The organism is Methylobacterium nonmethylotrophicum, from assembly GCF_004745635.1.
Classification (GTDB): domain Bacteria; phylum Pseudomonadota; class Alphaproteobacteria; order Rhizobiales; family Beijerinckiaceae; genus Methylobacterium; species Methylobacterium nonmethylotrophicum.
Window position 1 is genome coordinate 129,994 of the sequence record NZ_SRLB01000001.1, and the last position, 22,775, is coordinate 152,768.

The 22,775-nt window shown below is 73.0% G+C and carries 22 protein-coding genes; 5 read left to right on the forward strand and 17 right to left on the reverse strand.

Going from position 1 to position 22,775, the window contains the following annotated elements:
• Nucleotides 1–7: 7 nt before the first annotated feature.
• Genes EU555_RS00590 through EU555_RS00600 form a run of 3 tightly spaced genes read right to left on the reverse strand, consistent with a single transcriptional unit; the run spans nucleotide 8 to nucleotide 1,777 of the window.
• Entirely contained in the window at nucleotides 8–697 is a 690-nt protein-coding gene (locus EU555_RS00590) for a CoA pyrophosphatase (protein ID WP_245524072.1), read from the reverse strand.
• The gene (locus tag EU555_RS00595; RefSeq protein WP_135412513.1) at nucleotides 694–1,308 is read right to left on the reverse strand and encodes a DUF1285 domain-containing protein; all 615 of its coding nucleotides are present in this window, start codon (nucleotides 1,306–1,308) and stop codon (nucleotides 694–696) included. The genes EU555_RS00590 and EU555_RS00595 overlap by 4 nt, the downstream gene beginning before the upstream one ends.
• 43 nt (nucleotides 1,309–1,351) lie before the next feature.
• The gene (locus tag EU555_RS00600) at nucleotides 1,352–1,777 is read right to left on the reverse strand and encodes a PaaI family thioesterase (protein ID WP_245524073.1); all 426 of its coding nucleotides are present in this window, start codon (nucleotides 1,775–1,777) and stop codon (nucleotides 1,352–1,354) included.
• A 137-nt stretch (nucleotides 1,778–1,914) separates the two neighbouring features.
• Between EU555_RS00600 and EU555_RS00605 the strand changes: the two genes are divergently transcribed.
• Entirely contained in the window at nucleotides 1,915–2,361 is a 447-nt protein-coding gene (locus EU555_RS00605; RefSeq protein ID WP_245524074.1) for a PaaI family thioesterase, read from the forward strand.
• A 124-nt stretch (nucleotides 2,362–2,485) separates the two neighbouring features.
• Here the strand turns inward: EU555_RS00605 and EU555_RS00610 are convergent, their stop codons facing one another.
• On the reverse strand, nucleotides 2,486–2,842 hold the full coding sequence (locus EU555_RS00610) for a c-type cytochrome (RefSeq protein ID WP_135412514.1): 357 nt from the start codon (nucleotides 2,840–2,842) through the stop codon (nucleotides 2,486–2,488).
• Between the two features lie 261 nt (nucleotides 2,843–3,103).
• On the opposite strand from EU555_RS00610, the gene EU555_RS00615 reads away from it, so the two are divergent.
• Together EU555_RS00615 and EU555_RS00620 are read left to right on the forward strand one after the other, a co-directional pair.
• On the forward strand, nucleotides 3,104–4,537 hold the full coding sequence (locus EU555_RS00615) for an FAD-linked oxidase C-terminal domain-containing protein (protein ID WP_135412515.1): 1,434 nt from the start codon (nucleotides 3,104–3,106) through the stop codon (nucleotides 4,535–4,537).
• Nucleotides 4,534–6,288 carry an SWIM zinc finger family protein gene (locus EU555_RS00620; protein ID WP_135412516.1) on the forward strand — a complete coding sequence of 585 codons (1,755 nt, stop codon included), beginning with the start codon at nucleotides 4,534–4,536 and terminating at the stop codon, nucleotides 6,286–6,288. The genes EU555_RS00615 and EU555_RS00620 overlap by 4 nt, the downstream gene beginning before the upstream one ends.
• A gap of 1 nt (nucleotide 6,289) precedes the next feature.
• Here the strand turns inward: EU555_RS00620 and EU555_RS00625 are convergent, their stop codons facing one another.
• Nucleotides 6,290–7,135 carry a 23S rRNA (adenine(2030)-N(6))-methyltransferase RlmJ gene (locus EU555_RS00625; protein ID WP_135412517.1) on the reverse strand — a complete coding sequence of 282 codons (846 nt, stop codon included), beginning with the start codon at nucleotides 7,133–7,135 and terminating at the stop codon, nucleotides 6,290–6,292.
• 256 nt (nucleotides 7,136–7,391) lie between these two features.
• Between EU555_RS00625 and EU555_RS37440 the strand changes: the two genes are divergently transcribed.
• Nucleotides 7,392–7,523, forward strand: a complete 132-nt coding sequence (locus EU555_RS37440; RefSeq protein ID WP_281041265.1) for a hypothetical protein — start codon at nucleotides 7,392–7,394, stop codon at nucleotides 7,521–7,523.
• 179 nt (nucleotides 7,524–7,702) lie between these two features.
• Here the strand turns inward: EU555_RS37440 and EU555_RS00635 are convergent, their stop codons facing one another.
• On the reverse strand, nucleotides 7,703–8,356 hold the full coding sequence (locus tag EU555_RS00635; RefSeq protein WP_135412519.1) for a ribonuclease T2 family protein: 654 nt from the start codon (nucleotides 8,354–8,356) through the stop codon (nucleotides 7,703–7,705).
• On the reverse strand, nucleotides 8,356–8,829 hold the full coding sequence (locus EU555_RS00640; protein WP_135412520.1) for a hypothetical protein: 474 nt from the start codon (nucleotides 8,827–8,829) through the stop codon (nucleotides 8,356–8,358). The genes EU555_RS00635 and EU555_RS00640 overlap by 1 nt, the downstream gene beginning before the upstream one ends.
• Before the next feature lie 262 nt (nucleotides 8,830–9,091).
• Between EU555_RS00640 and polA the strand changes: the two genes are divergently transcribed.
• Complete coding sequence (gene polA, locus EU555_RS00645) at nucleotides 9,092–12,154, forward strand: DNA polymerase I (RefSeq protein WP_135412521.1); 3,063 nt, start codon at nucleotides 9,092–9,094, stop codon at nucleotides 12,152–12,154.
• A gap of 202 nt (nucleotides 12,155–12,356) precedes the next feature.
• Here polA and nadC read toward each other — a convergent pair whose 3' ends face one another.
• From nadC to EU555_RS00695, 10 genes are all read right to left on the reverse strand, one after another.
• A complete protein-coding gene (gene nadC, locus EU555_RS00650) occupies nucleotides 12,357–13,220 on the reverse strand; it encodes a carboxylating nicotinate-nucleotide diphosphorylase (protein WP_135412522.1) in 864 nt (287 codons plus the stop codon).
• Nucleotides 13,217–14,734, reverse strand: a complete 1,518-nt coding sequence (locus EU555_RS00655) for an L-aspartate oxidase (protein ID WP_135412523.1) — start codon at nucleotides 14,732–14,734, stop codon at nucleotides 13,217–13,219. The genes nadC and EU555_RS00655 overlap by 4 nt, the downstream gene beginning before the upstream one ends.
• The gene (gene nadA / locus EU555_RS00660) at nucleotides 14,731–15,732 is read right to left on the reverse strand and encodes a quinolinate synthase NadA (RefSeq protein ID WP_135412524.1); all 1,002 of its coding nucleotides are present in this window, start codon (nucleotides 15,730–15,732) and stop codon (nucleotides 14,731–14,733) included. Before nadA ends, EU555_RS00655 begins: the two co-directional genes overlap by 4 nt.
• A 141-nt stretch (nucleotides 15,733–15,873) precedes the next feature.
• Nucleotides 15,874–16,818 carry an NUDIX hydrolase gene (locus EU555_RS00665; RefSeq protein ID WP_135412525.1) on the reverse strand — a complete coding sequence of 315 codons (945 nt, stop codon included), beginning with the start codon at nucleotides 16,816–16,818 and terminating at the stop codon, nucleotides 15,874–15,876.
• A gap of 84 nt (nucleotides 16,819–16,902) precedes the next feature.
• Entirely contained in the window at nucleotides 16,903–18,102 is a 1,200-nt protein-coding gene (locus EU555_RS00670) for a glycosyltransferase family 87 protein (RefSeq protein WP_135412526.1), read from the reverse strand.
• A complete protein-coding gene (locus EU555_RS00675; protein WP_135412527.1) occupies nucleotides 18,099–18,791 on the reverse strand; it encodes a class I SAM-dependent methyltransferase in 693 nt (230 codons plus the stop codon). The genes EU555_RS00670 and EU555_RS00675 overlap by 4 nt, the downstream gene beginning before the upstream one ends.
• A complete protein-coding gene (locus EU555_RS00680; RefSeq protein WP_135412528.1) occupies nucleotides 18,788–19,804 on the reverse strand; it encodes a glycosyltransferase family 2 protein in 1,017 nt (338 codons plus the stop codon). Before EU555_RS00680 ends, EU555_RS00675 begins: the two co-directional genes overlap by 4 nt.
• A gap of 99 nt (nucleotides 19,805–19,903) precedes the next feature.
• Nucleotides 19,904–21,265: an ATP-binding protein gene (locus EU555_RS00685; protein ID WP_425375074.1), complete on the reverse strand. Its 1,362-nt coding sequence runs from the start codon at nucleotides 21,263–21,265 to the stop codon at nucleotides 19,904–19,906.
• A 20-nt stretch (nucleotides 21,266–21,285) separates the two neighbouring features.
• Nucleotides 21,286–22,017 carry a response regulator gene (locus EU555_RS00690; protein ID WP_135412530.1) on the reverse strand — a complete coding sequence of 244 codons (732 nt, stop codon included), beginning with the start codon at nucleotides 22,015–22,017 and terminating at the stop codon, nucleotides 21,286–21,288.
• Nucleotides 22,014–22,655, reverse strand: a complete 642-nt coding sequence (locus tag EU555_RS00695) for a MarR family winged helix-turn-helix transcriptional regulator (RefSeq protein WP_205820727.1) — start codon at nucleotides 22,653–22,655, stop codon at nucleotides 22,014–22,016. The genes EU555_RS00690 and EU555_RS00695 overlap by 4 nt, the downstream gene beginning before the upstream one ends.
• Between the last annotated feature and the right edge of the window lie 120 nt (nucleotides 22,656–22,775).

Sequence of the window (22,775 nt, forward strand, 5' to 3'; positions counted from 1 at the left end):
TTGGGGATCACCCGTCCGCGTCGCGGAGCCGGTCGTAGAGGTTGCGCACGATGCCGGCGGTCACGCCCCAGATGTAGCGCTCGCCGAAGGGGATCGCGTAGTAGCGCCGCTGGCGCCCGCGCCATTCCCGGCTGTGCAGGGCGTGGTTGGCGACATCCATCAGGAAGTCGAGCGGCACCTCGAAGGCCTCGGCCACCTCGTGCGGGTTGAGGCTCAGACGCGCGTCCGGCGCCACCAGCCCGACCACCGGCGTCACCAGGAAGCCGGTGCCCGACAGGTAGGCGTCGAGGTAGCCGATGGGCGTCACCGCCGCCCGGTCGAGGCCGATCTCCTCCTCGGCCTCCCGCAGGGCCGCCGCCAGGGGGGACGGGTCGGCGGGGTCGATCTTGCCGCCCGGGAAGGCGATCTGGCCGGAATGGTCGCGCAGGTGCGAGGCCCGCACGGTGAACAGCACCGAGACGCCGTCGTCGCGTGGCACCACCGGCACCAGCACGGCGGCGAGCCGCGGCGGGCGGGCGAGCGCCGCCTCCAGCACGTCGGGCTCGAGGTCGTGGTCGCCCCGCGGGGGCGCGGCGGGCGGGTTCGCGGTCTGGTCCTGCGGGCCCGGCGGCGTGGGCCGCAGGCGCGTCCTGGCGCGCTCCAGGAAGGCGTCGAGAGCAGGAGAACCCAGGACTTGCGGCGCGGCGAGATCGGTCACGACAGCTCGGCCGCCCCGAGTTCGGCGGACTTTGCGATGCGGTGGAAGCGCCCGGCGGCGGGCAGCCCGAACCAGCGCTCGCCCGCCTCCTCGCGCTCCTCGCAGAGCTCCACGAGGTCGTAGGCGAGCGCCCGGGTGAGCCGGGCCCGCAGGCCGTGGCGCACCGCGATCGCGGGCTTGAACCCGCCCTCCGGGTCGCGCTCGAAGCTCAACGGGTGGGCCTCGTCGAGGGGCACGACGTCGTCGAGGTTGGTGCGGAACGCGATGGCGCGGGTCACGCCCTCGCCCTCCACCGCCATCTCGACCGCCAGGAAGGCCTCGTCCTCGACCTCGATCCCGACCCGCTCGACCGGCGTCACCAGCACCGTGCGCCCGTCGGGGTCGCGGCGCAGGATCGAGGCGAACAGCCGGACCAGGGCGGGCCGGGTGATCGGGCTGCCGTTGTAGTGCCAAGTCCCGTCCTGGGCGATGCGCATCGGGATCTCGCCGCAGTAATCCGGGTTCCAGCGCTCGACCGGCGGCGGCCCGCGCCGCGTGCCCTCCGCGCCGAGGGCCGCGGTCAGTCGTTCGAGGACCCCGCCGGGCGGGGCGCCGTTCGGATCGTGCGTCATCCCGCTCTACATAGCGGATCGGGGCGGCTTGTGTACGGGCCCGTCAGGCGCCGTCGGGCCGGCGGCGCAGGATCTTCCACACGCCGGTGGACGTCGCGACGATGCGGCCTCCGCTGCGGGCGTCGCCGCGCAGGAAGACCAGGCTGTTGGTGCGCTGCACCACCTCGGGCGTCATCGTGATCGTCTCGCCGATGCGGCCGGCCGCCACGAACTGCATCTCGAACTGCACCGTGACGCAGTTCGCCCCGCCCGCCGCCCGCATGGCGCAGAAGCCGAGCGCCCGGTCGGCGAAGGTCATCATCATGCCGCCCTGCACCACGCCGATCAGGTTGGCGTGCTTGGGCTCGGCCCGGAACGCGAAGCTCACCGCCTCGCCCTCCTCGCGCAGCAGGACCGGGCCGACCAGGGTGAGAAAGCCCGGATCGTCGAAGGGGCGCCAGCCGGCCGCGTCGGAATCGGGGATGGTCATGGGGCTCCGGGGCTCTCGGGGTTCTGGACAGCGCGGCCGCGGCCGTGCCTCAAGGTTCTCCTACAGGACAATCACCGGAGGGAGGCCCCGCGCCCGTGACGGACCAGACACACGCTTCCGAGGAGGTCCAAGCGCGCGTGCGCGCCGGCGAAGAGGTCCAGGCGCGCGTGCGCGCCAGCTTCGACAAGCAGGGCCTGATGCACACCCTCGGGGCGACGCTCGTCGCGGTGTCGCCCGGCGCGGTCGAGATCGCGCTGGTGCCCGGCCCGGCCGTGTCGCAGCAGCACGGCTTCGTCCATGCGGGCGCGGTGAGCGCCATCGCCGACAGCGCGGCGGGCTACGCGGCCCTGACCCTGATGCCGCCGGGCGCCGGGGTGCTGACGGCGGAGTTCAAGATCAACCTGATGGCCCCGGCGGCCGGGGCGCGCATCCTGGCCCGCGGACGGGTGATCAAGGCCGGCCGCACCCTGACGCTGGCCCAGGCCGAGGTCTTCTCGCAGGGGAGCGAGGGGGGCGAGAGGCTGATCGCGCTCCTCACCGCGACCCTGATGGCGGTGCAGGGGCGGGAGGGTGTCGGGGATTGAGAGAGGTCCTTGCAGGGACCCCGGGATGACGCCGAGCGTGGGCGACCGGAGGACCGTGCGGCTCGAGCCCATGCCCCCGAACGGCCGCAGGACCCCGGCGGACGCCGCCGGGGTCCCGACTGCCTTACTTCTGGGTCTCGAGATAGGCGATCAGGTCCGACACCTTCTTGTCGTCGGTGATGCCGGCGAAGATCATCTTGGTCCCGGGCACCTTGGCCTTCGGGTTGTGGATGTAGTCGCGGAAGGTCGCCTCGTCCCAGGTCAGGCCGGAATTCTTCATCGCGGCCGAGTAGTTGTAGCCCTCGTGGGTGCCGGCCTTGCGGCCGATGACGCCCTTGAGGTCGGGGCCGACGCCGTTCTTGCCGAAGGCGTGGCAGGCCTTGCAGGGGGCGAACGCCTTTTCGCCGGCGGCCGCGTCCTGGGCCTGGGCGGCGAAGGGGAGGAGCGCCGCCAGGGCGGCACCGAGGATGAGCTGACGCATGAGGTTCCCTCCAACGGACGTCGTTCGTGCGACGGGCCATGGGCATATGGCCCAGCCTGCAGCTTGGTACAGTTAAAAACGCAGACGCTTCGCGCCGGGTCACATGCGACGAAACGAAGCTCTGCGAAAGCCCGGGCGCATTCCGACCAAGGTGCGGGTCGCCCGTCGCATGGGCGCGCTCCCGCGCCTCCGGTATGATGGCGCGACCGAACGACCGCCCGCCGGTCGACCGAACGACGAAGAGGACTCCGAGGACACGCCATGACGATCGCCTTCCCGCCCCCGGACCCCGCGATCCTCGCCCGCCGCGACGCGATCCTCGACGGCCTGCGCGGCCTCGTGGCGCCCGAGGCCCTGGTGACCAGCGAGGACGAGCGCCGGGCCTTCGAGACCGACGGGCTCACCGCCTACCGCAAGATGCCGCTCGCCGTGGTGCTGCCCTCGACGACCCAGGAGGTCGCGGCGGTGATGCGCTACTGCCACGAGGCCGGGGTCAAGGTGGTGCCCCGCGGCGCCGGCACCTCGCTCGCCGGCGGCGCGATCGCGCAGGAGGACGCGGTGATCCTCGGCGTCGCCAAGATGAACCGGGTGCTCGACGTGGATTTTTCCAACCGCACCGCCCGGGTCCAGGCCGGCATCACCAACCTGGCGATCAGCGCGGCGGTGGCGCATGAGGGCTTCTTCTACGCCCCCGACCCGTCGAGCCAGCTCGCCTGCACCATCGCGGGCAACATCGCGATGAACTCGGGCGGCGCCCACTGCCTCAAATACGGCGTCACCACCAACAACCTGATGGGCGTGACCCTGGTCCTCGTCGACGGCACCGTGGTGGAGATCGGCGGCGATTACCTCGATTCCGCCGGCTACGACCTGCTCGGCCTCGTCTGCGGCTCGGAAGGCCAGCTCGGGATCGTCACCGAGGCGACCGTGCGGATCCTGCGCGCCGCGGAAGGCGCGCGCCCGGCGCTGATGGGCTTCGGCACGGTCGAGGATGCGGGCGCCTGCACGGCCGCGATCATCGGCGCCGGCATCATCCCGGTGGCGATCGAGTACATGGACCGCGAGGCGATCACGATCTGCGAGGCCTTCGCGCATGCCGGCTACCCGCTCGACGCCGAGGCGATGCTGATCATCGAGGTCGAGGGCTGCAAGGAGGAGTGCGACGCGATGCTCGCCCGCATCGTCGAGATCGCCAGGCCCTTCAACCCGACGAGCCTCAAGGTCTCGCAGTCGGAGGCCGAGAGCGCCGCGATCTGGAAGGGCCGCAAGTCGGCCTTCGGCGCCACGGGCCGCATCTCCGACTACATCTGCATGGACGGCACCATCCCGACCGGGCAGCTGCCGCGGGTGCTGGAGCGCATCGGCGAGATCACCAAGGCTTACGGTCTTCGCTGCGCCAACGTCTTCCACGCCGGCGACGGCAACCTGCACCCCCTGATCCTGTTCGACATCAACACGCCCGGCGAGATGGAGAAGGCCGAAGCCGCCGGCGAGGAGATGCTGAAGCTCTGCGTCGAGGTCGGCGGCTGCCTTACCGGCGAGCACGGCGTCGGGATCGAGAAGCGCGACCTGATGACCTACCAGTACGCGCCGCAGGATCTTCACCAGCAGATGCGGGTGCGGGCGGTGTTCGACCCGTCCTGGCTGATGAACCCCGCCAAGGTCTTCCCGCTCGAGGGGCGGATCGCGGCTTGAGCCGGCGGGGCGGCGCCGGGGCGACCGGCCTGCCCGGCGAGGCCGTCCTCCGGTCCCTCGCCGACCCGAAGGTGGTCGAGCGCGGCCGGGAGGTGGCGCGCTCGGGCGCCGTCGCCGACCTCGTGCGGCGCGGCGACACGCTCACCGCCGCGGTCGCGGGCAGCGCGGACGAGCCCTACCGGGTCACGGTCCACCTCAAGGGCGGCGAGGTGGCGGAGTTCCGCTGCACCTGCCCCTATGAATGGGGCGGGGCCTGCAAGCACGTCGTCGCGACGCTGCTGGCCTCCGCCAAGCCCGGGGCGGTGGCCGAGCGGCCGCCGCTGCGCGCGCTCCTCGACGGCCTGTCCCGGGAGGCCCTGACGGACCTGCTTCTGCGCCGCGCCGGGAGCGACCCCGACCTTCCGGGCTGGATCGAGGTCGAGCTCGCCACCGCGCCCGGCCGCGACGTGGCCGATCCGGCGCCGGTGGCCGCCCAGGCCCGGACCGTTCTTGCCCGCAGGGCGCGGACCTACTGGGACGACTACGACTCCGCCGGTCCCTCCGACGAGCTGCAGGCCCTGGCCGAGAAGGCGGTGCCGTACCTGGAGGCCGGCGACGGGCGGAACGCCCTGCGCGTCCTCGTGGCGGTGGCCGAGCCCTTCATCGAGGAGTGGCTCGGCGAGATGGCCGAGACCGACGAGGAGATGTACCTCCTGTTCGAGGATCTCGGGCGGATGATGGCCGAGGCGGTCCTGATGAGCGACCTCTCGGAGGACGAGCGCAACGACCTGTTCGAGACGGTCGAGGGCTGGCAGGCGGAGCTCAGCGACTACGGGCCCGACGGATTCTCCCTCGTCGCCGCGGCGCTCGCCGCCGGCTGGGACACGCCGGCGCTCCAGGCCGTGCTCGCCGGCAAGACGGCGTCCCTGCCGGAGACCGAGCGGGAAACGGGGCTCGTCGCCGTGCGACTGCGGGTCCTCGCGGCGACCGGCCGCACCGAGGAATACCTGAACCTCGCGCGTGCCGCCGGGGACGGGGCGGCCGTCGCCGGCATGCTGGTGCAGCTCGGCCGGGCCGACGAGGCCGTCGCCCACGCGGAGACGCACGTCGCGCGCGCCGACCAGATCCTGGCCCTCGCCCGGCGCCTGCGCGAGGCCAAGCATCCCGACCAGGCGCTCGCCCTCGCGCGGTCCGGCCTTCGACGCGGCGATCCGGAGGCTGGCGCCGGCGCCCTGGCGCGCTGGCTGCGCGACGAGGCCGCCGCGCTCAAGAGCCGGGACCTCGCCCTCGAAGGGGCCCGCGCCGCCTTCGCGCACAGCCGCGCCCTCGACGACTACCGGGCCGCCCGGACGATCGCCGGCAAGGGCTGGGAGCCCGTGCGCGACGACCTCCTGACGATCCTGGCCAAGTCCGATTTCGCCCGTGACCGGATCGCGATCCTGCTCGAGGAGGGGCTGGTCGGGGACGCCATGCAGGCGGCCGAGTTCAACCGCGCGCACATGATCGACGAGGCGGTGCTGCACCGCCTGGCCGAGGCGGCGCTGGAGCGCGACCCGGCCTGGGTCGCCCGCTTCGCCGAAGCGCGGGCGGCGCCGCTCCTGACCGCCGGATCGCGGCGCCCCTACGAGCAGGCCGCCGCCTGGCTCGCCCATGCCCGGACGGCCTACCTGGCGCAGGGCCGGCAGGCGGAATGGGCGGCGCGGATCGAGGCGCTGATCACCGAGCACAAGCGGCGCCACACGCTCAAGCCGCTGCTGGTGGCGTTGCGGTAGGTCAGGCCGGCGGTCCCAGCGGCGCGCAGCGGAAGGCGCCGTAGCCTGCTTGCGCCAGGCGCTCGGCCAAAGCCGGCAGCACGATGTCGGCCTCCTCGCGCAGGGTCCAGGGCGGGTTGACCACGATGAGGCCGCTGCCGCTCAGGCGCGTCGGGTCGGGCCGGTGGATCAGCAGGTCGAGGCGCAGGGCCGGGCGGGGGAGGGCGGCGTCGAGGCTGGCGGCGAGGCGGTCGACCGCGGCGGCGTCCTTGATCGGGTACCAGGCGAGGTAGGTGCCGGTCGCCCACTTCCCCACCGCCTTCAGGAGCTCGCGGCCGAGGCGCTCGATCTCCCCCGGCACCTCGTAGGGCGGGTCGATCAGGACGAGGCCGCGGCGCTCCTTCGGGGGGATCAGGGCGGGGAGCGCCGTCCAGCCGTCGAGGGCCAGCACCTTGGTGCGCGGGTCCTGGTTGTAGCGGGCATGCAGCACCGCCCCGTCGGCCGGGTGGAGTTCCACGAACACGCCCTGGTCGCCGGGGCGCAGGAACTCGCGGACCAGCGCCGGCGAGCCCGGATAGATCGTGTCGCCGTGGCGCGCCCGCACGGAGGCCAGAGCCGCGCGGTAGGGGGCGAGCAGGGCCTCGACGTCCTCGGAGAACGGCGCATCGAGCCGGCCGATGCCGTCGTGCCACTCGCCGGTGCGCCCGGCCTCGTCGGCGGTCAGGTCGTAGAAGCCGAGGCCCGCATGGGTGTCGATCGCCCGGAACGGCGTCGCCTTGCGCTGGAGATGCGCCAGCACCCGGGTCAGCACCCAGTGCTTGAGCACGTCGGCGTGGTTGCCGGCGTGGAAGGCGTGGCGGTAATTCACGGATCGCAGGTCCTCGTCTCGCCGTCCCGCGAGAGAATCGGCGCGAGAGGCCCTATCATCAACGCATGCGCCGCGACGAGGTCCTTGCCTGGAGATCCTGGCCCGCCCGAAATCCGCCGAGCCCGCCCTGCGGGCGAGCGGGGTCGCCGCGCTCACCCTGTTCGGCTCCCACGCGAGGGACGAGGCCCGCGACGATTCGGACATCGACGTCTTCGTCGATCCCGCGCCCGGTGTCGCGTTCGGCCTACCTTCGTTCATGGCGGCCTACGAGGTGATCGAGGCCGCGGCGGGCGCCCAAGAGGCCTCCCGACTGGATTGCGGCACGCGCAGCGGCCTGCATCCGCTTTTGCGGCCGCGGATCGAGCGGGACGCGGTCAGGGTGTTTTGAAATACATTGATCCTACCACGGACCTCATCCTGAGGTGCCCACGTCAGTGGGCCTCGAAGGAGGGCTCCAGAAATCACCGAGATCCCTGGAGCCCTCCTTCGAGGCCTCCGCTTCGCTCCGGCGCCTCAGGATGAGGTCGGAGATGGGATGAATGTCGGTGCGGCTCTCGAAGGCGTGTGTTACCGCCCCGCCCCCACCGTCACCTCCCCGGCGCGGCAGTTCTGGCGCGCCACCTCCGGGCACGGGGTGAAGCCGCGCAGGTCCTTGGAGAAGCAGATCCGCACTTCCTCGAGCTGCCCGCTCTTGCAGGTCACCGCCATCATGTCCGGCCGAAGCCCCTGGTTGGCGGCGACGAACTGGCGGGCGATGTCGATGGGCGCGGCGCGCGAGGGCTGCGACGGGCCCGACAGGGCGGCGGGGATCGTCACCGCGTCGCGGGCGCGGCGGGCGGCCCGGAAGTAGGCGGCCGGGTCGAGGCCCGAGCAGGTGCCGTGCTGGCGCCACTCGTGGCGGGCCAGGCCCTCGCTCGGGAAGACGCCCTCGGCCTCGGCGAGCGCGGGGCGGCTCGGGCTGCGGGAATACGCGCCGCACTCGCTCGGGAAGCCGCGGTCGTATTGCGGCCACAGGCCGTGGACGACGAAGCCCGGGTTGCGGCCGGGGTCGCATTGGCGGTCGTTGCGGCGCTCGCCGGTGAGCGCGCAGTAGGTCGGCGACCAGGACAAAGCCAGGACGTAGAAGTCGAAGGCGCCGGGCTCACCACCCCCGCGGCCCTGCGCGGCGGCCGGGCCGGCGGCGACGGCCGCCGCCAGGACGGCGCCGACCAGCGCACGCATCAGGGCCGGGCCTCGCGGCAGGACGAGGCCGAGGCGTAGGCGTAGGCGAGGTTGCGGTCGAGGCCGTGGACGCAGAACTCGACGCCGTAGGTCGCCCCGATGATGCCGAGGCTCTCGCGCACCGAGTAGTCGACCCGCCGGCGCACGCCGTCCGAGGTGGTGGCGACCGCCGAGCAGAAGCGGCGGGGGTAGAAGTCGAGGCCCCAGGGCCGCCAGGCGGTGCGCTCGATGCTGTCATAGGCGGTGATCGTCAGCGTCGAGTTCCAGAACTTCGCCTCCTTCTCGGCGAACTGGTAGGTGATCTTCTCCAGCACGCCGGCATCCTGGCAGCCCGGGATCTGGGCGTCGAACGGGAACTCGCGTTCCTCGGCCGGGGCGATCTCCTGGCGGGCGGAGCGGGCCTGCGCGGCGGATAGGCCGGCGGCGGTGGCGAGACCGAGCAGGAGGGTGGCGAGGAGGGGTGTCTTGCGCATGGGCCGGTCCTTGAGCCCGGGCGGCGCCGGCCCGCGAAGGCGGCGTCCGGTCCCTGAGCGAATGACGGTTGCTCTTCTGCCCCGACACCAGGCTCCCGCCCGCGCCAAGTCAAGCTTTGGCGCCCGCAGCCCGGCGCTTTCGCGGTGCCTGGTGTGCCGGGGGCACACCCGATCCCCGGGGAGCGCGCCTCGGCCGCGGTTTGCCTCGCCCCGGCGACGCACTAAGACGGGTCTCACACGCCCCCGGAACAGACGCCCCCGCATGAGCACCGAGACCGCCCCCGAGACGAAGCCCGTCGGCCCCGGCGATCAGGTGCTCCTGGTCGACGGCTCGTCCTTCATCTTCCGGGCCTACTTCCAGTCGATCAACCAGCCCGAGCGCTACAACTTCCGGCCCTCCGACGGGCTGCCGACCGGGGCGGTGCGGCTCTTTTGCGCCAAGCTCGCGCAGTTCGTGCAGGAGGGCGCCGCCGGGGTGATGCCGACCCATCTCGGCATCGTGTTCGACAAGTCCGAGGGCTCGTTCCGCAAGGAGATCTTTCCGGACTACAAGGGCCACCGCCCGGATGCCCCCGACGACCTCAAGCGCCAAATGCCGCTGATGCGCGACGCGGTGCGGGCCTTCGGCCTGCACCCGATCGAATTGCAGCGCTACGAGGCCGACGACCTGATCGCGACGTATGCCCGCCAGGCGGAGGCGCGGGGGGCCGGCGTCATCATCGTCTCGTCCGACAAGGACCTGATGCAGCTCGTCGGCGACCTCGTGCGCTTCTACGACTTCGAATCGGGCCAGAAGGGCAAGCCGGGCTACCGGCCCGAGCGCAACCTCGACCGGGCGGCGATCGTCGAGCGCTGGGAGGGCCTGAACCCGGAGCAGATCGGCGACGCGCTGGCGCTGATCGGCGACACCTCCGACAACGTGCCGGGGGTGCCGGGCATCGGCTTGAAGACCGCCGCGGCGCTCATCAAGGAGTTCGGCAGCCTCGAGGCGCTGCTGGAGAAGGCCGACACGATCAAGCAGCCCAAGCGCCGCGAGACGCTGCTCGGCCATATCGACCAGGCCCGTCTGTCGCGCCGCCTCGTCGCCCTCGACGAGCAGGTGCCGGTGCCGGTGCCCCTCGACGATCTCGGCCTGCCGAAGCCCGACCCCGAGCGCCTGGTCGGCTTCCTCAAGGCGATGGAGTTCAACACCCTGACGCGCCGCATCGCCCAGATGCTGCACGTCGACCCCGAGGCGGTGCGGCCCGATCCCGCCCTGCTGCCGGAGGGCGCCGATACCGGCTTCTCGAACGAGAAGGGCGGCAGCGACGTGACGCCGTTCTTCGGCGATGCGCCGGACGCCGCGCTGCCTGAGGCGAAGGCCGAGGTCGATCCCTTCGCCGACCTCGACCTGCCGGATGCTCCCCCGAAGCGCAAGCCCCCGGCGGAGGCGACGCCGACGACCCTCGTGGCGGCACGTGCGGCCGAGGCGGTCAAGCCCTTCGACACCGCGGCCTACGAGACCGTCACCACGGTCGAGAGCCTGGAGGCCTGGATCGCCGAGGCGGTGGAGGCCGGAATCGTCGCGGTCGACACCGAGACGACGGCGCTCGACGCCAACAAGGCCGACCTGGTCGGGGTGTCGCTCGCCACCGCGCCGGGGCGGGCCGCCTACATCCCGTTGAGCCACCGCGGCAGCGAGGACCTGTTCGGCGGCGGCCTGCTGCCGGGGCAATTGTCCTGGGAGGCCGTGAAGGAGCGGCTGAAGCCGCTCCTCGAGAACCCGTCGGTGCTCAAGGTCGGCCAGAACATCAAGTACGACTGGCTGGTGCTCGCCCGCCACGGCATCGAGGTCCGGCCCTTCGACGACACGATGCTGATCTCCTACGTGCTCGATGCCGGCAAGGGCTCGCACGGCATGGACGAACTGGCCCGCCGCCATCTCGGCCACCAGCCGATCACCTTCGCGGACGTCGCCGGCAGCGGGCGCCAGAAGGTCACCTTCGACCGCGTCGCCCTCGACAAGGCGACGGCTTACGCGGCCGAGGACGCCGACGTGACGTTGCGGCTGTGGCGGCTGATGAAGCCGCGGCTCGCCGCCGAGCGCCGCGCCACCGTCTACGAGACCCTGGAGCGGCCGCTGGTGCCGGTGCTCGCCCGCATGGAGCGCGAGGGCATCAAGGTCGATCGCGGCATGCTGAGCCGGCTCTCGGGCGACTTCGCCCAGTCGCTGGCCCGGCTCGAGGACGAGATCCAGGAGATGGCGGGGGAAAAGTTCTCCGTCTCGTCCCCGAAGCAGATCGGCGACATCCTGTTCGGCAAGATGGGCCTGCCGGGCGCCAAGAAGACCCCGTCCGGCCAGTGGGCGACGCCCGCGACCCTCTTGGAGGAACTCGCCGGCCAGGGCCACGACCTGCCGCGCCGAATCCTCGAATGGCGCCAGCTCTCGAAGCTGAAATCGACCTATACCGACAGCCTGCAGGAGCATGCCGACCGCGGCACCGACCGGGTCCACACCTCGTTCGCGCTCGCCGCGACGACCACCGGGCGGCTCTCCTCCTCGGACCCGAACCTGCAGAACATCCCGATCCGGACGGAGGAGGGCCGGCGCATCCGCCAGGCCTTCGTGGCCGATGCCGGCCACAAGCTGATCTCGGCCGATTACAGCCAGATCGAGCTGCGGCTGCTCGCCCACATCGCCGACATCCCGCAGCTGCGCCAGGCCTTCGAGGACGGCATCGACATTCACGCCGCCACCGCCTCGGCGATGTTCGGCGTGCCGCTGTCCCAGATGACCCCGGACCTGCGGCGGCGTGCCAAGACCATCAATTTCGGCATCATCTACGGCATCTCGGCCTTCGGCCTCGCCGACCGGCTCGGCATCCCGCAGGGCGAGGCTTCGGCCTTCATCAAGCAGTATTTCGAGCGCTTCCCCGGCATCCGCGCCTATATCGACGACACCAAGAAGCTCTGCCGCGACAAGGGCTACGTCACGACCCTGTTCGGTCGGGTCTGCCACTACCCGCAGATCCGCTCCAACAACCCGCAGGAGCGCGCCTCGGTCGAGCGCCAGGCGATCAACGCGCCGATCCAGGGCACGGCCGCCGACATCATCCGCCGGGCGATGGCCCGGATGGAGGGCGCCTTGTCCGATGCCGGCCTCTCGACCCGGATGCTGCTCCAGGTCCACGACGAGCTGGTGTTCGAGGCGCCCGACGACGAGGTCGAGCGGGCGCTGCCGATCATCGCCCGGGTGATGGAGGAGGCGCCCCACCCGGCGGTGAGCTTGCGGGTGCCGCTCGCCGTCGAGGCCAAGGCGGCGACGAACTGGCAGGAGGCGCATTGAGGGCGCCTCCCCGCCATCGTTTGTTGATCCCACCCACCACCTCAGGATGAGGCCGCGGGTAGGGAAAAGAGTTGCCTTACTTCGACCCACCATAGTCATTCCGGGCTCTCGCCTTCGGCGAGCCCCGGAACGACGGGGTGCTTGTCAAATGTGCCGGAGCCGGTCGTGCGGAGCTCCCGTACTCAGGCTCACACGATCGTCCTCACGCCACATCCAGCCCCAGATCCACGATCGGCGCGCTGTGGGTGATCCACCCGGCCGAGATCAGGTCGACGCCCGACGCGGCGACGGCGCCGACCGTCTCGCGGCTGATCCGGCCCGAGGCCTCGCTCACCGCACGCCCGTCGATCATCGCCACCGCCTGACGCAAGGTCTCGGGCGTCATGTTGTCGAGGAGGACCGCGTCGGCGCCGACCGCCAGGGCCTCCTCGAGCTGCGCCAGGGTGTCGACCTCGACCTCGATTGTCACGAGGTGCCCGATTCCGGCGCGGGCGCGCCGCACCGCCGGAGCGACGCCGCCGGCGACCGCGACGTGGTTGTCCTTGATCAGCACCGCGTCGTCGAGGCCGAAGCGGTGGTTGGCGCCCCCGCCCGCCCGCACCGCGTGCTTCTCGAGCGCCCGCAGGCCCGGCGTGGTCTTGCGGGTGCAGACGATGCGCGCCGGCCCACGCGGGCGGGCCGCTTCGACCAGCGCGGCGGTCGCGGTGGCCACGCCCGAGAGCCGGCAGAGGAGGTTGAGGGCGACGCGCTCGGCCGAGAGGATCGCCCGGGCCGGGCCCTCGAGGGCGATCACCGCCTCGCCCGGGGCGACCGCGCTGCCGTCCGGGCGCAGCACCCGGACCGTCACCTCCGGTTCGAGGAGCCCGAAGGCGAGCGAAGCGGCTTCCGTGCCCGCAACCGTGCCGGCCTGGCGCGAGACGATCGCGCCGGAGAAGCGCGCCCCGGCCGGCACGATGCTGTCGGTGGTGAGGTCGCCGGCGCGGCCGAGATCCTCGAGAAGGGCGGCCCGCACGACCGGCTCGACCAGGAGGCGGGGCAGGGGAGGGAGGGTCTGCAGGTCGGTCATCGGGCATCCTGAAGAACGAGAGCAGTGCGATCCCGAGCGGCGTCCGCCGCCGCCAGGGCCTGGTCGAGGGTGATCTCGCTGTGGCGGGGTTCGGTCTGGTGCGGACAATCGGCCCGCCAGTGGGCGCCGCGGCTCTCCCGGCGGGCGAGGGCGGAGGCCGTCACGAGCAGGCCCGCGACCGCCTCCGCCGAGCCCGCCCGCGCGAGGGCGGCGAGCCGCACGGCCGCTCGCGCCAGGCCGGCCGCGTGGCGCACCAGGCCGACCTCGGCCTCCATCAGGGCGCGAATCTCCGGCAGCGCGTCCGGGCCCGGGGTTGGCTCCGAGGCCCGGCCCGGACCCGTGGCGCACCGCTCCATGCCGGCGATGTCCGCCGCGATCCGCTCGGCGAAGGCCATCGCCTCGAGGAGCGAGTTGCTGGCGAGGCGGTTGGCCCCGTGCAGGCCCGTCGCGGCGACCTCGCCGCAGGCCCAGAGGCCGGGGAGCACGCTGCGCCCGTGCTGATCCACCCGGATCCCGCCCATGTGGTAGTGGGCGGCCGGCCGCACCGGGATCGGCGCGGTCGCCGGGTCGAGGCTGGCGGCGTGGCAGAGGGCGGCGACGGTCGGGAAGCGGCGCGCGACGTCGAGGCGGCGGGCGTCGAGGAAGACCGCCTCGCCACGGCCCGTGCGCGCCGCGATCGCCCGGGCGACGACGTCGCGGGGCGCCAGATCGGCCCCGGCGATGCCGGCCATCACCCGGCCGCCGCTGGCGTCGACCAGGATCGCGCCCTCGCCGCGCAGGGCCTCGGTCGCGAGCGGCAGGGGACCCTCCGTCGCGAGCGCGATCGCGGTCGGGTGGAACTGCACGAACTCGACGTCGCGCATCACCGCCCCGGCCCGCGCCGCGAGTGCCAGGCCCGAGCCGACCGCGCCAGTGGGGTTCGTGGTCGCGCGGTAGAGCCCGCCGAGGCCGCCGGTCGCCAGCACCACCGCCCGCGCCGGCACGTCAACGGTGCCCGTCTCGGTGCGGGCGGCGAGGCCGGTCACCCGGCGGTTCCCGTCCTGCATCAGCCCCGTCGCCCGCCCGACCACGACAGTGACCGACGGGCAGGCCGCCACCGCCCGGGCGAGGGTTCGCAGCACAGCGGCGCCGGTGGCGTCGCCCCCCGCCCTCACGATGCGGCGGCGGGAATGCGCCGCCTCGAGGCCGAGCGCCAGGGCGCCGTCGGGCCCGCGGTCGAAGGCGAGGCCGAGCCCGGCGAGCCACGCCACCAGGCCGGGGCCGGCCGCGGCGACGCCCTGCGCGACCTCCGGGTCGGTGAGGCCGGCGCCGGCGCTGAGCGTGTCGGCGGCGTGGAGGGCCGGCGCGTCGTCGGGGCCGAGCGCCGCCGCGATGCCGCCCTGCGCCCAGCCCGTCGCGGTCGCCTCGCCGAGGGGCGCGGCGGTGAGCAGCACGACCGGCAGCGGCGCCAGCCGCAGGGCCGTGGCGAGGCCGGCGACGCCGGCCCCGACCACGACGACCCGATCCGGGCTCATGCCCGCACCGCCAGCATACGCGCGACTGCGCGACGGGCCGGGGCGATCAGGTCGTCCGGCACCGTGACCTCGTGGGTCAGGGTCTCCAGGCTGCGCCGGATTTTTCCCAAGGTGATCCGCTTCATATGCGGGCAGAGGTTGCACGGCTTGACGAACGCCACGTCCGGATTGCGGATCGCGAGGTTGTCGGCCATGGCGCATTCGGTGATCATCACCACCTGCGCAGGCCGGCGCGCCTCGACATAGGCCTGCATCGCCGCGGTCGAGCCGGCGAAATCGGCCTCCGCCACCACGGCGGGCGGGCATTCGGGGTGGGCCAGCACCGTCACGCCCGGATAGGCCTCCCGCGCCTCCCGGATGTCCGCGGCGGTGAAGCGCTCGTGCACCTCGCAATGCCCGGCCCAGGTCAGGATCTCGATCCCCGGCAGCTCGGCCTGGACGTTCTGCGCCAGGTACTCGTCCGGGATCATCAGCACGCGCTTGGCGCCGAGGGACTCGACCACCGCCTTCGCGTTGCCGGAGGTGCAGCAGATGTCTGATTCCGCCTTCACGGCGGCGGAGGTGTTGACGTAGGTCACCACCGGCACGCCCGGGTAGCGGCGGCGCAAGTCCCGGACGTCGGCGGCGGTGATCGAGTCCGCCAGCGAGCACCCGGCCGCCGGATCGGGGATCAGTACCGTCTTGTCGGGATTCAGGATCTTGGCGGTCTCGGCCATGAAGTGCACGCCCGCCAGCACGATCACGTCGGCGTCCGTGCGGGCGGCCTCCCGGGCGAGAGCCAAGCTGTCGCCGACGATGTCCGCCACGGTGTGGACAATCTCCGGCGCCTGGTAGTTGTGGGCCAGTACCACCGCGTTGCGCGCCCGCTTCAGCGCCTGGATCGCCGCCACGTCGCCGGCGAGCGCCGGCCACTCGGCCGCCGGCACGTGATGCCGCACCCGGGCGTGGATGTCCGCCAGGGGCAATCGCTCGCCCGCCTCTCGGATCGCCGCGTCCATCCAAGCCTCCATTTATGCTCAAGATGAGCATTTACCCGGCTAGGCTAATCCCGCGACAGCGCGCCTGTCCAGATATGCTGCGATTGAGCATAAGTGCGGCATCGCGCCGCATTAGGCGGGCAATGGAGCGGCGGACTCAGGTCAGGCGAGCCGGCCCGGGGAGAGGCGCAGGCCGGGGGCGGGGCGTTCGAGCAGCACCTCGCGGCGGAAGCGCATCAGGCGGGCGGGCCGGCCGCCGGTCTCCGCGGTGACCGCGTCGGTCTCCTCGACGAGGCCCTGCTGGGCGACGAGGCGGCGGAAGTTCTGCTTGTGCAGGACGATGCCCGACAGGGCCTCGACCACGCGCTGGAGCTGGCCCAGGGTGAAGGCCGGCGGCATCAGCTCGAACACGACGGGCCGGTACTTGATCTTGCCGCGCAGCCGCCCGAGGGCGGTGGCGAGCATGCGGCGGTGGTCGAGCGCCATCGGCTGGCCGGCGAGGGTATCGGGTGCTCCCGCCTCCGGCACGAGGCCGGCCTCGAACAGGAGCTCGTAGCGCTCCAGCACCCGCTCCTCGTTCCAGCCGCTCCCGGGCGCCCCGAAGGTGAGCCCGATCCGGTCGAGGCGGCGGCGCTGCGCGTCGGGGCCGGGCGCGGCGCGGGCCCAGGCGTTGAGCCGCTCCGCGATCGCCTCGAGGGCGGCCGGCCGGCCGGCCCGGCGGTCCTCGTAGGGGAAGTAGCGATACCAGCTCTGCCAGGCCGAATCGGCGGCGGGCCGGGCCTCCCGCACCAGGGCCAGGTAGGCGATCGAGAGGGCGTGCCGCTCCCCGTCGCCGCCGGGCCGGCGGTTGCGGTCGCCGAAGGTGTAGAGCTGCTCGACATAGCCGAGGCTCTGGCCGGTCTGGCGCTCGACCCAGGCGCGCAGGCCCCGCTCCAAGGTCGGGTGCGCCGGCTCGAGCGGGCCGGCCGGCAGGCCTTCGCCATGCCCGGCGGGTTGGCCCGCCACCGGCACGGTGAGGACGCGGGGCTCGACCGAGGTCGAGTCCAGGGCGGCCGCCAGGATCACCGCCGCGAGGCCGACCATGGGTGCCGACGCCCCCTCGCTCATCGCCTCTCTCTCTCCGGCTCCTCTCCCCGGTCCGCCGGGGCTTTAGCACGGCCGGCCGCGACCGCGAGTGCCGTCGTCAGGGCCTCATTCCGCCGCTGCCAGCCCGCCGGCGCCTGACCGGGCCGGCGCCTCCGCGGCGACCTCGCGCACCAGCACGGCGAACAGGGCCAGGACCACGAGCCAGGCGCCGCCGCCGCCGGCGAAGCGCACCAGCATCAGGAGGGCGGGCGCCGTCCAGGCGAGGGCCGTGACGACGATCGGCGCCGTCCGGGGCGGCGCGGCGAACAGGCGCCAGACCAGCACCGCCGCGACCCCCGTCAGGTCGTAGTTGAAGGCGTAGGGCGTCAGCAGCGGCGCCGCGGTGGCGATCACGCCGGCCCGCCGCACGGGATCGCGGGCGCGGTGCGCCGCCCAGATTGCGGCGGCCAGCACCGGCAGGCCGACCGCGAGCTGCAGGCCCCAGGCCGCCCCCATCGGCAGGCCGAGATTGCGCGCATCCACGAAGGCGGAGGCCATCATCACCGGATAGAAGCCGCGGAACTGCTGCAGCAGCGCGTACTGGTAGGCGCTGGTCTCGGTCAGGAAATGCTGCCAGGGCGAGAGCCCGAGCACCAGGACCGACGCGGCGACGAGGAGGAGCGTGGTCGCGACCGCCGCCGCGATCGTGCGCCAGGCCCCCAGCACGATCAGCACCGGCGGCAGGACGAGGCCGAGATGCGGCTTCCAGGTGAGGAGCCCGAACAGGATCCCGGCGAGGACCGGCCGCCGGTCGAGGGCGAGGAGGCCGCCGATGAGCAGGGCGGCGGTGAGGAAGCCGTTCTGGCCGCCGGCCGCGTTGATGAGGCAGGCCGGCGCCAGCGCCAGCGCCAGGAGCGCCGCACGCCGTCGCTCGGGCGGCACCTGGCTCAGGGTCACGCCCGCGAAGGCCGCGAACAGCCCGGCGGTCCAGAGCGCGAGCGCCGCGACGTAGGGCAGGCCGCCGAGCGGCCGCAGCAGCAGCAGCGTGAAGGGCGGGTAGCCCCAGTTGTGGAACGGCAGGGCTTGCCCGAACTCGATGCCGATCGCCGCGTGGTAGGCGTCGAGGTCGAAGAGAGTGGCGAGCCTGCCCGAGAAGGCGAGGCGCGGCCCGACCCACATGTTGATGAAGTCGCGGCCGATCGGGTGGCCGGTGACGTCGAGCCCCGTCGTGCCGTCCGGCCGGTAGAAGACGGCGAGGATCGGCAGCACGGCGAGGAGCCCGGCCGCGACGAGGAGCACCGCATCCGAGGGCAGGCGGCGCGTCACGGGGCGAGGGCCTCGACGTGGAGGTAGAGATTCGAGCTGAACGGCCCAAGGGGCAGGCCGGTGCACCCGATCCGCGCCCGCCGGCCCGGCGGCACCAGGGCGGCGAGGCGGGCCCGGGTCATCAGGATCAGGTTGCGCTCCTCGGCCCACTCCGCCTTGCCGAGGCGCCGGCAGGCGAGGCGGAACGCAACGTCACTCCAGTGCAGCAGCGGGATCGCGGTGTGGTGCTCGACCGGGAAGTAGCGGTGCGGCACGGTCAGGAAGACGCTGTCGGCGACCCGCAGCATCTCGGCGAGCATCAGGCGCTGGTTGTCGGGGCTGCCGACATGCTCCAGCACCGCGTTCGAGGTGGCGATGCCGAAGCTGCGGTCGGGGAAGGGCAGCCGGCAATCGGCGGCGATCTGCCGGTAGGCCACCGCCGGATGGGCGGTCCGGAAATCCTCGGCGGTGCCCAGGCCCGCCGCGGTGATCCGGTGCGGGTGGGGGTAGCGGCGCTCGAGGACGTTGGCGGCGTCGTTGACCACGTCGGAGACGCCGATGTCGAGGAGCGTCGTGTCCGGGCCGGGCCGGGCGAGGCGAAGGAAGTCGGCGTAGATCCGGTCGCGGGCGGCGGCCGTCAGGCGCTCGCCGAGGGAGCGGGGGGCCGCCGCCTCGTAGTACTTGCGGTCGAGGGCGGCGTCGGCGCTCACGGCTGGGCCTCCCGCGGGGCTTCCGGCGCCGGCAGGTCGAGGTAGCGCATGCGCTTGAATTCCCGCTGGCTCGCCCCGACCGCGTCGACGACGATGCCGCAGGTCAGGCTCATGAAGGCGAGCTGCATCAGCGCGGCGGCAAGCACGGCGGTCGGCAGCCGCGGCACCAGGCCGGTCTCCAGGAAGGTCGCCGCCACCGGCAGGCCGAGGGCGAGGCCCATGGCGGCCATCAGCGCGGCGAGCGCGCTGAAGAAGCGCAGCGGCCGCACCGCCTTGTACATCAGGGCGATCTTGCCGAGGATCCGCGCCCCGTCGCGCCACTTGCTGAGCTTGCTCGCCGAGCCCTCCGGCCGCGCCCGGTAGGGCAGGCTTATCTCGACCGTGGCGAGCCGCAGGTCGAGGGCGTGGACCGACAATTCGGCCTCGATCTCGAAGCCCGACGACGAGGCCGGGAAGGACTTGGCGAAGCGCCGCGAGACGACGCGGTAGCCCGACAGGATGTCGGTGAAGCCGTCGCCGAACAGCCGCATCACCAGCCGGTTGAACAGCCAGTTGCCGAAGCGGTGGCCGCGCGCGAAGGCGCCGGCCGCGCCCTCGCGGGCGCCCACCACCATGTCGACCTGCTCGGTCACCAGCGCGTCGATCAGCCGGCCGGCGGCGGCGGCGTCGTAGGTCAGGTCGCCGTCGGCGAGCACGTAGAGGTCGGCCTCGATGTCGGCGAACATCCGCCGCACGACGTTGCCCTTGCCCGGCCGCCGCTCGCGCCGCACCACGGCGCCCGCCGCCGCCGCGACCGCGGCGGTCCGGTCGGTGGAGTTGTTGTCGTAGACGTAGACCGTGGCGCCGGGCAGGACCCGGCGGAACTCCGCCACCACCTCCCCGATCGTCGCCTCCTCGTTGAGGCAGGGCAGCAGCACCGCGATGGCGCGGTTGCGCACGAGGGTGGCCTGCGGCAGCAGGTCCATCAGCTCGCGGCGGAGCTGGGATTCCTGGATTCGGGCGGCTTGACTCATGGACGTTCCCGCCGGGGCGGCGCGCGCATGCGCCAGGCCCCTGGCGGAACGTTAAGGATCATGCCCTTAACGGGCGGTTTCGTCTCGAGGGATGTTCGATCAGGCCGGCACCCGCACCGTCGCCCTGAGGCCCCCGAGGGGTGAATCGTGGAGCGCCACGTCCCCGCCATGGGCGCGGGCGATGTCCAGGGCGATGGCGAGGCCGAGGCCCGAGCCGCCGGCATCCTGGCGGGCGTCGTCGAGGCGCACGAAGGGCTTGAACACCTCCTCGCGCAGTTCGGGCGGGATGCCCGGCCCGTCGTCGTCGATCGAGACCGCGAGCCAGCGCGCCTCCTGGCGGGCGGTGATCGCGATGGTGTCGCCGTAGCGGGCGGCGTTGGAGGCGAGGTTGAACAGGCAGCGCCGGAACGCGTCGGGCCGCACCGTCACGGTGGCCTGGCCCTCGAGCGTCACCTCCGAGACGTGGCCCCCTAAGCGCTCGACGTCGGTGCGCACGTCCTCGAGCAGCGCCCGGAGGTCGATGGCCGCGGCCGGCTCGCCGGAATCGCCCCGCGCGAAGGCGAGGTAGGCCTCGAGCATCCGGCTCATCTCGTCGACGTCGCGCAGGAGGTCGTCGATCTCCGGATTCTGCTCCAGCAGCGCCAGGGAGAGGCGGAAGCGGGTGATGATGGTGCGCAGGTCGTGGCTCACCCCGTTGAGCATCGTGGTGCGCTGCTCCATCGCCCGCTCGATGCGCCGCTTCATCTCGATGAAGGCGTGGCCGGCCTTGCGCACCTCGCGGGCGCCGCGGGGGCGGAAATCGAGCTCGCGGCCCTTGCCGAAGCTCTCGGCGACGTCGGCGAGGCGCAGGATCGGCCGGATCTGGTTGCGCAGGAACAGGATCGCGACGCCGAGCAGCACCAGCGACGAGCCGCCCATCCAGAGCAGGAAGATATGCGAGTTCGAGGCGTAGGCCTGGCTGCGCCGGGCGATCACCCGCATGACCCCGCCCGGGATCTCGATGCGGATCTCGATCAGGCTCGAGCGCCCGACGGTGTCGATCCAGAACGGCCGGTTGATCTGGCGGCGGATCTCCTCGGACAGGGCCTCGTCGAGGAGCGAGAAGAACGGGCGCGGGCCCGGCGGGGGGAGCCTGGCCCCCTCCAGCACGTCGATGTCGAGGTTCAGGCGCTCGCCGGCGATCCGCTCCAGGGTCTCGGTGTCCTTCTCCTTCGGGTAGCTCTCGTAGATGTCGATGAGGGCGGCGATGTCGGCGGTCACCGCGGCCGACAGGCGCCGGGTCACCAGCTGCCAGTGCCGCTCCATGAAGGTGTAGGCGATCACCGACTGCAGCAGCACCATCGGGGCGATGATGATGATGAGCGAGCGGGCGTAGAGCCCCTTCGGCAGCCGGTCGCCGATGATGCGCCCGAGCCGGCGCCAGGCGCGCCGGGGCGTCGGCAGCGGCCCGGCGAGGGGCAGGGGCGGAGCCGGCACGGCGCCTAGTCCAGCACCAGCCGGTAGCCGACGCCGCGCACGGTCTGCACGTAGCGCGGGTTGGCGGGGTCGTCCTCGATGCGCCGGCGCAAGCGGTTCATCTGCACGTCGACGGTGCGCTCGTTGGCCGCCCCGTTGGCGCCGGTGAGCGCCTCGCGCTCGACGTTGCCGCCGCGGGCGAGCGCCAGGATGGTCAGGATCTCGCGCTCGCGCTCGGAGAGGCGGATCACCTCCTCGTCGCGGGTGAGCTCGCCGCGCTCGATGCGGAACTGGAACGGCCCGAAGCGCACCGCGTCGAGGGGGGCGGCCCCGCCCTCTCCCGGCCCGCGGGCGTTGCGGCGCAGGATGTTGTTGAGGCGCAGGATCAGCTCCCGCGGCTCGAAGGGCTTGGGCAGGTAGTCGTCGGCGCCGATCTCGAGCCCGGTGACCCGGTCGTTCGGGTTCGAGCGGGCGGTGAGCATCAGGATCGGCACCTGCGAGGTCTGCCGGATCTGGCGGGCATAGTCGAAGCCGGTCTCGCCCGGCATCATCACGTCGAGCACCACCGCGTCGAAGACGAGGCTGCGCCCGCGCGCCCGCGCCTCCGCGGCGCTCGCGGCCGCCGTGACGCGGTAGCCGTTCTCGCCGAGGAAGCGCGCCAGCAGGTCGCGCAGGCGGCGGTCGTCGTCGACGACCAGGATGTGGGGGGCGTGGTCGGGGAGCTCCGCCCGGGGGGCGATGGCGGCGCCGGCGCTCACGGGCGGGCTCCGCCCGCGTGGGCTCCGCCGGCCGCGTCGGCCGCGGGCTCGCCGCCCGCGATGAGGCGGCTCACCGCCTCGCGCTCCTGCGGCTCGATCATCGCCAGGAGGAAGCGGCTCGCCGGCCCGCGCAAGGCAGGGCCGGCCTCGGCGAGCGCCCGGCGGACCCGCTGGCCCTGGACGCCGGCGAGGCGCTGCGCCAGGCTCCGGCCCTCCGGCGTGCAGGTGAGGAGGCGGTGGCGGCGGTCGCTGGTGCCGGTCCGCTGCGCGATGTAGCCCTGCTCGATCAATTCCTTCAGCACCCGGTTGAGGCTCTGCTTGGTGATCCGCAGGATATCCAGGAGTTCGGCGATGGTGAGGCCGGGATGGCGGTCGACGAAATGCAGCACCCGGTGGTGGGCGCGGCCGAAGCCGTACTCGGCGAGGATCCGGTCCGGATCGGCGACGAAGTCGCGGTAGGCGAAGAACAGGAGCTCGATCAGGTCGTAGTTCGGCTCTTGATCCGGCCTCTCCTGGGAGTAGCCTGCCTCCGGCAGGTCTCTGACGGGCGAATCTCCGACGGGCGAGTCTCCGATCGGCGCGTCCTCGTTGGCGGCGTCCGGGATGGGGGCCGGACGGGTCCGGGCGGCCTGGGTCACGGGTCGCACCTCCACGGAATCGGGCCCCGCCGGGGCCCTCGTGATTTATGTCAGTCTTGTTGACATATCTCAGCCCCGTTGATACGCGTCAACCCCGCCGGCGAAACGAACGTACGCCCC